The sequence below is a fragment of the Pseudoalteromonas sp. S8-8 genome, assembly GCF_000497875.1.
Lineage (GTDB): Bacteria > Pseudomonadota > Gammaproteobacteria > Enterobacterales > Alteromonadaceae > Pseudoalteromonas > Pseudoalteromonas arctica.
In genome coordinates this window covers 20,195-32,074 of record NZ_AUTR01000037.1, presented here as the reverse complement: position 1 = coordinate 32,074, position 11,880 = coordinate 20,195, and the positions used below count along the sequence as shown (strand labels likewise).

General features: G+C 41.4%; 8 protein-coding genes and 1 other RNA gene. 2 read left to right on the top strand and 7 right to left on the bottom strand.

From position 1 onward, the window contains the following. Positions 1-116: 116 nt before the first annotated feature. Together ffs and L659_RS0112420 are read right to left on the bottom strand one after the other, a co-directional pair. Positions 117-213: signal recognition particle sRNA small type (ffs, locus tag L659_RS1000000123440), an RNA gene on the bottom strand. 139 nt (positions 214-352) lie between these two features. Beyond that, positions 353-1,228, bottom strand: coding sequence for a DUF3014 domain-containing protein (locus L659_RS0112420; protein WP_024590734.1), 876 nt, complete (start codon positions 1,226-1,228; stop codon positions 353-355). A gap of 239 nt (positions 1,229-1,467) precedes the next feature. Between L659_RS0112420 and L659_RS0112415 the strand changes: the two genes are divergently transcribed. After that, positions 1,468-2,613: a patatin-like phospholipase family protein gene (locus tag L659_RS0112415; protein WP_007584072.1), complete on the top strand. Its 1,146-nt coding sequence runs from the start codon at positions 1,468-1,470 to the stop codon at positions 2,611-2,613. A gap of 28 nt (positions 2,614-2,641) precedes the next feature. Here L659_RS0112415 and L659_RS0112410 read toward each other — a convergent pair whose 3' ends face one another. Beyond that, positions 2,642-4,615 carry a monovalent cation:proton antiporter-2 (CPA2) family protein gene (locus L659_RS0112410; protein ID WP_007584073.1) on the bottom strand — a complete coding sequence of 658 codons (1,974 nt, stop codon included), beginning with the start codon at positions 4,613-4,615 and terminating at the stop codon, positions 2,642-2,644. A gap of 133 nt (positions 4,616-4,748) precedes the next feature. On the opposite strand from L659_RS0112410, the gene L659_RS0112405 reads away from it, so the two are divergent. Next, positions 4,749-5,645, top strand: coding sequence for a GGDEF domain-containing protein (locus tag L659_RS0112405; protein WP_024590733.1), 897 nt, complete (start codon positions 4,749-4,751; stop codon positions 5,643-5,645). 29 nt (positions 5,646-5,674) lie between these two features. Here L659_RS0112405 and L659_RS0112400 read toward each other — a convergent pair whose 3' ends face one another. The 4 genes from L659_RS0112400 to dnaE form a co-directional block, all read right to left on the bottom strand. Beyond that, positions 5,675-6,028 carry a hypothetical protein gene (locus L659_RS0112400; RefSeq protein WP_007581020.1) on the bottom strand — a complete coding sequence of 118 codons (354 nt, stop codon included), beginning with the start codon at positions 6,026-6,028 and terminating at the stop codon, positions 5,675-5,677. Then, complete coding sequence (gene tilS, locus L659_RS0112395) at positions 6,029-7,333, bottom strand: tRNA lysidine(34) synthetase TilS (RefSeq protein WP_024590732.1); 1,305 nt, start codon at positions 7,331-7,333, stop codon at positions 6,029-6,031. It lies immediately after the preceding gene. Positions 7,334-7,415: 82 nt separating this feature from the next. Further along, on the bottom strand, positions 7,416-8,372 hold the full coding sequence (accA, locus tag L659_RS0112390) for an acetyl-CoA carboxylase carboxyl transferase subunit alpha (RefSeq protein WP_007581016.1): 957 nt from the start codon (positions 8,370-8,372) through the stop codon (positions 7,416-7,418). 16 nt (positions 8,373-8,388) lie between these two features. After that, entirely contained in the window at positions 8,389-11,880 is a 3,492-nt protein-coding gene (dnaE, locus tag L659_RS0112385) for a DNA polymerase III subunit alpha (RefSeq protein WP_024590731.1), read from the bottom strand.

The window sequence follows — 11,880 nt, the reverse complement described above, 5'->3', positions numbered from 1 at the left end:
CCATTTGGTTAAATACTAGACTATGCCAGCTTATACTTCCAATTTATGTCATCTTTTAGTAAAAATATGTCAACTTATACTTCAAACAACACCCAAATGAGGAATTTGGGTGGCAGTCTTACCAGCCACATCTCGGCACACACGTCACAAACTGTGGCTGCTCCCTTCCGGGCCTGACCAGGTTCGCCTGCTAGTGTTGCGAGAGGACCAATAAGACTACCATTGAGGGCCTTGGTTGGCGCGGGAGGGATTATCTCTACTTTTGCTCTGTTATTCAAGGGATAATCTAAAAAGAAAGTGCGATTGCATACTTCATATACAATCGCGGCGTATTTAGCTATTTTAGTGCGTATTAATTGTTCTCTAACTGCGCTTTTATATTACGTAATGCTGCTTTTACTTTTTTCATGTTTTCTGGACCCATACGTAAAAGCTGTTTTTGTGCATCTGGTAATTGCTCCCACTCCGAAAACGCATACTGATACGTTACTGAATCACGAAGTAACGGCAAGTCACCTTCAGGCTCTGGCGTATCAAGTAATAAATCGATTGCATCGGTTAGCGTTTGATTAAACTCGTCATCGCCGTAACCAATTTCACTGTATGCATTATTAATAAGTGGCTTGTACTCTTCGTACATGCGAACGGCTTGCGCTGCACTCATACTGGTAAATATTTTCACATACGGTGTATAACGCTCGTAGCTGTTAGGGTTAATAGTTAAGATATCACCTTCATTCACGCTAAATTTTTCTTCTGGCTGTACAACAGGCATGTGCTTTTTAGCTATTTTTCCTTTTGCTAAGTTATCTACATATACCACACCACGACGAATAACATCGTCGGTCACCATTAAGCTCATTACTGAGTCGCTTAGGTACTCGTCCATTTTAGCAACAACAACTGCATCACTTTCGTTAAGCGTTGGTAGTGGCTCTGCTTCTGGCACAGGCTCACTTGGACTTTGTGCTGGTACTTCAAGCTCTGCTGGCTTTTCTGGATTTACAGACGGCGCATCTACCACAGGGTCGTTCTCGGGTTTAAGCTCCATCATAGGTTGTTCTTTAACTGTGGGCTCTACCTCAGTGCGTGTTGCTTGCTCGTCACTGGGTGTTAGCAATACGAAGGCGGCCGCACATGCTACGACTATTAAAATAATAACGGCGAAAAGAATATTGTTATTAGGTGGACGTTTTTGAACATCTGATGCTTCTGGTTTATCTGACATACGAACTCCATAAAAATTAAAATGCGATATCACTTAGAGTACGCTAAGTGGATTAAATTCATTCTTACACAAATACTATTACATTTTATAATACGGCAATTATAGCAAAGTAAGTTAAGTACTAAATTGGGTGATTAAACAATGTAATAAGTATTAGGGCAGTTATCCTTTGATTCTTCTAGCTTAAAGACTTACAGTTAATAAATAAAGTAAAGACGTAGAACAGTTTAACCACCAATATGAAAATCAAGCAAGTTGATCCACAAAAACCTAAAATTGCCTTATTACTCACAGGTGGTGGCGCACGTGCTGCTTATCAAGTGGGTGTCCTTAAAGCGCTAGCTCATAGTATGCCTCGTACTGCTCCATTGCCATTTAGAGTAATAAATGGCACCTCTGCTGGGGCTATTAATTCAGCTGCGTTAGCATGTTACGCCTCCTGTGCGCATTTGGCTGTACGAAAGCTTGAATCAGTTTGGAAGAACTTTTCAACCTCTATGGTCTATAAAAGTGATTTTTTAAGCGTATTTGGTCATATTGCGCGTAATATTTTAACGAGCTTTCAGTCAGAACATATTAACCATCCACCAGCGAGCTTGCTAAACAACCGCCCTCTGCGTGGTTTATTAAACGAAATTTTAGATTTACACCGCATTGAGCGCAATTTACATCGTAATTATTTAGATGCGCTGTCTATTACGGCCTCAAGTTATACAACGGGCGACTCTGTTGCATTTTTTCAATCTAATACGCAAACATCTTGGCAGCGTGCTAAACGCGAAGGCCGTGCAACTCGTATTAATGTTGAGCACTTAATGGCATCGAGTGCCATCCCTATGGTGTTTCCCAGTGTAAATATTTATAACCATTACTTTGGGGATGGCTCTATACATCAACTTTCTCCGCTGAGTCCGTCGATTCATTTAGGCGCTGAAAAAATATTTATTATTGGGGTCGACCAACCCAAAGAATTACACCCACCGGGTTACTCGCCACATTATCCGGGTCTATCTGCTGTTGCAGGGCATTTACTCGACAGTGTATTTACCGACACTATGCAATCGGATTTGGAGCGTTTAGCTCGTGTTAACCGAACATTAGGGCTATTACCCGCTCGCGACAAACATCAAGAACTTAAACAAATAGATACCTTTGTCATTAACCCTTCGCAAAACTTTAATGCCATTGCAGCTCAGTATTACGACGATATGCCATGGGCCATTAAAGTATTGCTACGTACCATAGGTGTTAAAAAGCATTCGCAATCGAGTTTAACCAGTTATCTATTGTTTGAAAAACGCTACACCCAGCATTTAATGCAAATTGGCTATGAAGACGGTATGGCGCAGTTGCCTAAGATGCGTGAATTTTTAGAGTTAGATTAATCTTTTAGAGCTAGATTAATCTAAGTCACTATTCGATTCCGTCGAGCAGATAGTGCTCTACCCGCTCAACACGCCTTGGTTTACCTTGTAATACTAAAACGTCATTAGCCAATAATGTTGTTTGCGCTGATGGCGTATCTATTTCGGCTCCTTCTCTGCGCAGTGCTTTTACGAGCACTCGCCGCTTTTCTAAATTAAGATCTTCAATTGTTTTACCCACGGCATAAGCTTGCTGAGGTAGCGCTACAACATGTAAGTATTCTAATCGTTCACTGGAGGCATCTTCGCTATCTTTAAAATACCCTGCGTAAAAGCTTTGCATTAATGGATAACGATTACGACGTTCTTTACTTACTCTACGCACAATACGCGTCATCGGTACGCCCGACATAGACAACACATGCGACACGAGCATTAAGCTCGCCTCTAACGACTCTGGCACTACTTCGGTTACGCCTAGCCCTTTTAAATAATCTAACTGGCTATCGTCACGAGTACGAATAAGTATTTTAACGTTGGGCGCTATTTGTTTTATGGCATCAATAACAACTTGTGCGTGATCAAGCTCTGTAAAAGTAATAATAACCAAGCGAGCTCGCTCTACTCCTGCGCACTTTAAAATATCTTTTTGTTTAACATAGCCAAATATAACAGGCTCACCTGCCGCTTTGCCTTCTTGTACTAAAATTGGGTTACTTTCAATGGCAACGTAGTCTATTGCTTCGGGCTTTAAAAAACGCGCTATAGTTTGCCCAACACGCGAAAAACCACAAATAACAACATGGTCACTATAAAGTGTACTACTTTGTGGCTCACTCTCCAGCGCTAAACTAGGGCGATCGAGTATACCCAAACGCTTTAAAATAAATGGCGTTTTATCAATCAAAAATGGTGTAAATGCCATTGATAACACACCAAGGGCAATTAAAAATGAAGCTTGCTCTGAGTTTAATAACTGATGCTGGCCAGCAAGTGCGATAAGTACAAAACCAAACTCCCCCATTTGCCACAGCATAATGCCACAGGCGAGCGAGTCTTGGTTTCGCTCATGCATTAGCCGCGCACTAAGTGCTACTACTGTAATTTTTAATACGAGTAGCCCAAGCAATGCGCCAATAATTATTACTATATGCGCCAGTACAAATAAAATATCCAACTGCATACCCACAGTTACAAAAAACAGCCCCATTAAAATATCGCGAAATGGACGTATATCGGCCTCTAACTGATGCCTGTAATGGCTCTCACCTAACATCATTCCCGCTAAAAAAGCGCCCAATGCCATAGACAAGCCAAACATATACGTTAAAAAGCCCGCAAATAAGGCGACTAATATAGTGGTAAGCACAAACAACTCATCGGTTCGTACTTGCGCTATTTCTTTAAACACAATGGGCAATACCCATTTACCAATTGCCCAAAGAAGCACGCATACAAATGCGCCCTTACTTAGGGCAAACGCTAAAGCCCAACCAATACTTTGAGAGTCGCTTGATGCAAATAAAGGAAGTATTATTAATAGAGGAACAACAGCAATATCTTGAAAAAGCAGTACACCAACGGCCAATTGCCCACGGCGCTGATTAAGCTCACCCGTTTCTTTTAATAGCTTAACCACTACAGCCGTAGAAGAAAGCGCCATAATTGTACCAATGGTAAAACTGGTGAGTAGGGAAAAGTCTAAACAATATAAAATAATAATGAAGAGTAAGCTGGTTATACCTACTTGTAACGAGCCCAGCCCAAATACTAGGCTTCGCATTGCCATTAGCCGCGAAATAGAAAATTCTAACCCCAAACTAAATAACAAAAACACAATCCCAAGCTCTGCTACAAACTCTATTTCATGAGATTGCGCTAACCAACCAATACCATGACTACCGGCTAAGACCCCCGTTGCTAGGTACGCCAAAATAGGCGGCAAGCCAATGCGTTTAAAAAACCACACAAAAAGAACTGCTGCCACTAGCAAGCCAAAAATTTGAACGTTAATACTCTGCAAATTCGGCCTCACGCGTCAATTAAACCAAGGGACTTACTTTAAATATAGCAACCTTCTGTTTTTCAGCCAGTTTTAAAATATGGCACAAAAATCGCTTAGTAATTGCAAAGTAACACCCTCGGGGGAGAATTTAATGGAAAACGTCCATATTTTGACGCAGCGTGTGTCTGGTCGCGGTGATTTTTTGCCGTTTTCGGCTGAACATTCGCCAACAAATGAAATAACAGAAACACATAAACTCGTTACAGAGCTACAAACTAGCTTAGTGATTGAGGATGTTTTAGCTATATACGCAAAATTTACAAAACAATTGTTAAATTTCTCTGGTTTACAGTTTCAGTCAACACTGGGAACTACGCAAACATCACAGAGTGATACAAATAGTACACCCTATATTTTTGATTTGGCGATTGGTAAAGAACATTTAGGGCAGCTAATTTATTTTAGTAAATTCCCACTTGGTCAAGCCATTGAGAAAAAGCTACATACTTTGCATACTGCGCTGGTTTATCCACTTCGTAATGCAATGATGTATAGCCGAGTACTAAAGCTTGCCACAAAAGATGCGTTAACCGGCTTAAATAACCGTAGTCAGTTTAATGACTTTTTACTGCAAAAACTTGAAAACTGCCGTCGTTACCAGCGTCCATTTAGTTTAATGCTGCTTGATTTAGATAATTTTAAACAAGTTAACGACAACTTTGGCCATAAAATTGGTGACGATACACTTAAAGAGTTTTCAAAAGTACTGTGTAGCAGCATACGCGGCACTGATTCGGTATTTAGGTTTGGTGGTGATGAGTTTGCTTTACTTATTGAAGACCCTGAGTTTACAACGAATAAAGTGATTGCTGAGCGGATAATGTGCTTAGTAAGAAAATCGCCTCTAATGTCTAAGTATAAAGTAACAACCAGTATTGGTTTTACTTTAGCTAACAGCCAAGACAGCGAAACTGAAATATTTGCTCGCGCCGATAAAGGTTTATACAAAGCAAAAGCATCTGGTAGAAACTGCGCAAAAGCATATTAGTCTTTACTTAACTGCATTAAATAAAAAGCCTAGCTTCCCCCGCTAGGCTTTGCACTTACCAATTTATAAATAAACAACGCGGCACAAAAACCAAAAAAGAATCCGCTAATTAAATTAAGTAATGCGGTAATAGTAGCAAGCGGTGTAAATAATACTAAAAGCAGTGGCAGGCTCACGCCTAAAATAAAAAACAATCCACCTTTACCTAACCAATAAGCTAATAAAAGCACTGCAGATACAATTCCACCCGCAACTGCATAACCTAACGTTACAATATTTAGCTCAAGTAAAATATTAGCAATAATAGCTATAACGGCCGTTATTAGCATACCCATTGGCGCTTTAGTAACTAACGACAAACCAACATGCGGCTGTTTACTCATTTATTTACACTCCCAAAAAATACCATTTTCATCAATATGCTTAGCGCTTATAAAATAGCCAACCACTTGAACTAATTCATCATTATAAAAAATAAGCGGCACACTGGCGCGAAGCCAGGGCGCTATTTTTGCATCTTTAAACCAATGCTTAACTGTATTACTACCAGGCTTTTTAAGTGGTTTAATGCGTGCGCTATTGCAATCAAAGCGCACTACTACTTGCTCATTAGCGTGTGGAGGTCTTACTCCGCAACCGGTGCTTTTAATTAATAAGCGCCCGTCTGCCAGTTTTAGCTGTGAATAATTCAGCTCAATATCTGTTAATACTTCACTTGGTGTTACAAAATACAAATAACCTTGATGACGACGTATTTGCCCATCGAGCAAATCAATACGCATTTGTGCATCGTTTTTTGCGCACATTGCTTGATTAATAATTTGCTCGAGCTGCTTTTGCGATGGCATCACTTGTGTAAATAATGCAAGCCACGCACGTACTATATTTGCAATGCGCGCTGCGCTGTATTCGCTTATCTGGCCAATGCAAAGCGCTTGATGCTCGTTAATACACTTATTTAAATCGAGCTGAGTATATTCATCAAGTAATGTTTGTTGCTGCTGTAGTAGCTCAATACTTCGTGCAGTGCATTGTTCAAACCCATTAAAGCGCTCAGCTAACACAGGTACTATTTTTGAGCGTAAAAAGTTACGATCAAAACTTTCATCTGTATTAGAGTCATCGGTTATGTGGCTAATACTAAACTGCGTTGCAAACGCTTCTATATCGCTGCGAGCTACATTTAGTAATGGTCTAAAACATATACGTCCACTTTGCAGCAAGCGCTCTTTATACATAGAACCAAGCCCTTTTAAACCTGAGCCACGCTTTAAGCGCAGTAAAAACGTTTCTACTTGGTCGTTTAAGTGTTGGCCCAGTAAAATAATGCTGCCTTGTGGGCTTAGCTCATCAAGTGCTTTATAACGGACGTCGCGAGCTTGGGCTTCAAGACTTGTGCGCGACTGCGGCTCAATAACAACTTTCGCAGCTTCAAAAGGCACATTAAGCTCAATGCATACGTTTTTGCAAAAGTGTTGCCAGTCATCAGCATACTGGCTCAAGCCATGGTGGACATAAATAGCCGATACATTAATTGCAGGGTTATCTACTTTTAAAGTGCGCATTAAATGCAACAGCACCACAGAATCAACGCCACCAGAAAGCGCCACTGTAAAAGCGGTGTTACCTTGCTCAATATAGCTATTTAATGATTTTTTTAATTGCTGATAAATTGCTGATGTATGCATATGGGCGCACTTTTATATAAAAACTCTGAACATTTTAAAGCAAAAAAGCCGCATAAGCGGCTTTTTTTAACATTTAATGTGTTTAGCAATAACCAAACGACATTAAACGTTTGTAACGTTGATCAAGCATTTCTTCAAGCGTAAGCGCTTGTAGGTCTGCTAAGTCACGTTTAAGGCGAACTTTTAAGTTACGTGCCATAGCATCGTAATTGCGGTGCGCGCCACCTAGAGGTTCATCAATTAAGTTACTGATTAAATCTAGTTCTTTAACTCGCTCTGCGGTTACACCCATTGCTTCTGCTGCAAGTGGTGCTTTGTCGGCGCTTTTCCAAAGAATAGACGCACAACCTTCAGGCGAAATTACAGAGTAAGTGCTGTATTGCAACATGTTAACTCTGTCGCCAACACCAATCGCTAATGCACCACCTGAACCGCCTTCACCAATAACCGTACATATTGTCGGCACTTTAAGTGTCGCCATTACTTTTAAGTTACGCGCGATTGCTTCAGATTGACCACGTTCTTCAGCGCCAACACCTGGGTATGCACCCGGCGTGTCGATAAAGGTCATGATTGGCATTTTAAAACGCTCAGCCATTTCCATTAAGCGTAATGCTTTACGGTAACCTTCTGGCTTTGGCATACCAAAGTTGCGTTTAATTTTTTCAGCAGTGTCACGGCCTTTTTGTTGGCCAATAACCATTACTGGTTCGCCATCTAAACGCGCAACGCCTCCTAAAATAGCCGGATCGTTAGCAAAAGTACGATCGCCAGCAAACTCGTCAAATTCCGTGAAAATGCGCTCGATATAATCTCGAGTGTAAGGACGCAACGGATGACGTGCTAACTGTGATACTTGCCAAGCGCCTAAATTAGAAAAAATCTCCTGTTTTTGTTTGGCACTTTTTTCTTTTAATTTGCTGACTTCCTCTTCTAACTCAAGGTCTAATTCGCCAGCGCGGCTTATATTTTGTAATTCTTCAATTTTTGCTTCTAATTCTGCAATTGGAAGCTCAAAATCAAGATAATTGAGGCTCATGCTCTAAACTACCTAATCAGTTAAATTCTAGTTCTACATCTTGCGCAGCCATTAGTGATAACTTATGAATTAAGTCGTCACTTGGCGTAACACACCATTCGATCCCAAGAGTTAATTGCGCCAACGCATCTGGACGTTGGTAATAAACCTTGATCGGACACGTTCCCATTTTATAGGGTTCGAGTACTTTTTGTAATTTATCGAAGAAACCTGCCTCGACTTGCACCATGTTCAGCGTCATTTTAATCGCTTTAATACGCTTTTCACGCGCTTGAGCAATGGTGTTTATTTCTCTGGCGGTCATTGTAATACCACCGGAGAAGTTATCAAAGCTGACCTGTCCAGATATTACCAAGATATTGTTAACTTGGAGCATATCTTGGTACTTTTCAAACTCGTCTGAATACAAGCGTACATCAATCCGTGCACTCTTGTCATCTAAAGTTACTAAGGCCCAACGATTTCCTTTTTTGTTAATTAATACCCTAGAAGCAATCACCAAACCTGCGGCTGTTGCAAATACATCGCGGTTCGTTGGCTGTAAATCAACTATTTTCCCGCTGGTATAATGCCTAAGCTCACGGCGGTACTGATTTATCGGATGCCCAGTTAAATAAAGGCCTAGGGTTTCTTTTTCACCATCTAACCATTCGTTATCAGTTAGGCCTGTGGCTTTAATAAAGGCTTGTTCAACCTCATCAGGCTCAGTGGCTAATAAACCAAACAAATCACTTTGCCCTAATAGCTCAGCTTTGTTGTGTTGGTCGGCTGCCCGCATTGCACTTTTTAAACTAGCTAGTAATGTAGCACGGCCAGCTTGGGTTTTTTCTGGCCCTAAATTATCGAGTGCACCTGAATAAATTAATTTTTCGGTCACGCGTTTATTTAAGCGTTTTAAATCAACTCGGGCACAAAAATCAAATAAATCTTTAAATGGGCCCCCTTTTGCACGCGCTTCTAATATTGCATCAACCGGTGCTTCACCTACGCCTTTTATCGCGCCAATACCGTAAACAATCTCGCCTTGCAAGTTTACTGTAAACTTAAACTCACCTGCATTCACATCTGGCGGCAATAAGGTGAGCTTCATGTTTTCACATTCATCCACCAAAATAACGATTTTGTCGGTGTTATCCATATCAGCCGACATTACCGCAGCCATAAACTCTGCAGGATGATGCGTTTTCATCCACAGCGTTTGATACGAAACAAGTGCATACGCCGCCGAGTGAGATTTATTAAAACCGTAACCTGCGAACTTTTCTACCAAGTCGAAGATTTTTATTGCGAGTTCGCCGTCAATGCCGTTATTTCTTGCGCCATCTTCAAACGTTGAACGCTGCTTTGCCATTTCTTCGGGTTTTTTCTTACCCATTGCACGACGCAGCATGTCGGCGCCACCTAGCGTGTAACCTGCTAGTACTTGCGCAATTTGCATTACTTGTTCTTGATACAAGATAATGCCGTACGTTGGATCAAGTATTGGTTTTAAGCTTTCGTGCTGATACTGCGCATCTGGGTATGAGATTTCTTCGCGGCCCAGTTTTCGGTCGATAAAGTTATCTACCATACCTGATTGCAGCGGACCTGGTCGAAACAAGGCCACGAGTGCAATCATATCTTCAAAGCAGTCGGGCTTAAGTCTGCGTACTAAGTCTTTCATACCGCGCGACTCTAGCTGGAATACAGCAGTCGTTTCGGCGCGAAGTAATAATTCAATACTTTTTTTATCATCCAGTGGGATGGTATTTATATCAACGAGGTCTTTACCTTGGCGCTCCATGCGCACGTTGGTCATATCGACCGCCCACTGCAATATAGTCAGTGTACGTAAACCCAAGAAATCGAACTTAACTAAGCCTGCAGTTTCTACGTCGTTTTTATCAAATTGCGTTACCGGAAACTTACCTTCGTCATCGCAATAAAGCGCGGCAAAGTCGGTAATAGTGGTTGGCGATATTACTACGCCACCCGCATGTTTACCGGCGTTACGTGTACACCCTTCTAGGATGCGACACATGTCGATTAAATCTTTTACTTCGTTATCGCCATCGTAGGCTTCTTGCAAGCGCGGTTCTATATCAAACGCTTTAGCAAGTGTCATCCCAGGATCGCCGGGGATCATTTTAGAAATACGATCAACAAACCCGTAAGGGTGCCCAAGCACTCGCCCTACATCGCGTATTACCGCTTTTGCAGCCATGGTGCCAAAGGTAATAATTTGCGATACCGCATTACGCCCATACAAAGCCGATACGTGATCAATTACTTCGTCTCGTCTATCCATACAAAAATCGACGTCGAAATCGGGCATTGATACACGTTCTGGATTCAAAAACCGCTCAAAAAGCAAGTCGAATTCAAGTGGGTCCAAATCGGTAATTTTAAGTGCGTATGCAACTAATGAACCTGCACCTGAACCACGACCAGGCCCAACAGGAATATTGTTATCTTTACTCCACTGAATAAACTCCATTACGATTAAGAAGTAACCTGGGAATCCCATTTGGTTAATTACGCCAAGCTCTATATCAAGTCGCTCATCGTATTCTACACGTTTTACTTTTCGCTCTTCTTCGTCGGGGAATAAAAACTGTAATCGCTCTTCAAGACCATCTTCTGACACTTTAACTAAAAACTCATCAATCTTAAGTGAGCCAGTTGGGTAATCAGGTAAAAAGTAAGTCCCTAGCTGAACCGTTACATTACAACGTTTAGCTATTTCTACTGTGTTTTGTAGGGCTTCTGGAATGTCGCTAAACAGCTCAGCCATTTGCTCTGATGTTTTTAGGTATTGTTCTTCAGAGAACCGTTTAGGTCTGCGTTTATCGTCAAGCGTGTAGCCGTCAAAAATAGCAACGCGAATTTCGTGCGCTTCAAAGTTTTCTGGCTTTAAAAATACCACTTCGTTGGTCGCTACAACAGGTAACTGCTCTTTTGTAGCAAGCTCTACCGCCATGTGTAAGTAGTCTTCTTCAAGCGGTCGATTAGTGCGAACAAGCTCAAGGTAGTAGTTGTCGCTAAAATGCTGCTTGTAAAAACTAACAACCGACTCAATAACACTCGGGTTATTTTTTAGTAACGCTTTACCTAAGTCACCATCTTTAGCGCCCGAGAGAATAATTAAGCCCGTTTTATGTTCCACCAGCCATTCTCGGTCAATAACGGGGCGATGAAACACATGCCCACGCTGATACGCTTTAGATATCAATAAGGTAATGTTTTTATAGCCGTCATTGTCTTTTGCCAATATGGTTAGACGACTTGGCTCATCAGGAAATTCTGGGCTGCGAACCCAAAAGTCAGCACCCACAATAGGCTTAATACCGGCGTTATGTGTTGCGCCGTAAAAACGCACTAAGCCACAAAAGTTCATTTGATCGGTAATCGCAATAGCGGGCATTTGCAGCTCTTGCGCTTTAGCAACTATTGGCTTTGTTTTAGCAAGGCCGTCAACCATCGAAAAATCTGAATGAACTCTTAAATGAACAAAATCAGGAGCAGCCAT

Bases quoted from the DNA above. Each gene is read 5' to 3' on its own strand.
- L659_RS0112420 (WP_024590734.1), bottom strand. From the start codon at position 1,228: ATGTCAGATAAACCAGAAGCATCAGATGTTCAAAAACGTCCACCTAAT.
- L659_RS0112415 (WP_007584072.1), top strand. From the start codon at position 1,468: ATGAAAATCAAGCAAGTTGATCCACAAAAACCTAAAATTGCCTTATTA.
- L659_RS0112405 (WP_024590733.1), top strand. From the start codon at position 4,749: ATGGAAAACGTCCATATTTTGACGCAGCGTGTGTCTGGTCGCGGTGAT.
- L659_RS0112400 (WP_007581020.1), bottom strand. From the start codon at position 6,028: ATGAGTAAACAGCCGCATGTTGGTTTGTCGTTAGTTACTAAAGCGCCA.
- tilS (WP_024590732.1), bottom strand. From the start codon at position 7,333: ATGCATACATCAGCAATTTATCAGCAATTAAAAAAATCATTAAATAGC.
- accA (WP_007581016.1), bottom strand. From the start codon at position 8,372: ATGAGCCTCAATTATCTTGATTTTGAGCTTCCAATTGCAGAATTAGAA.
- dnaE (WP_024590731.1), bottom strand. From the start codon at position 11,880: ATGGCTGCTCCTGATTTTGTTCATTTAAGAGTTCATTCAGATTTTTCG.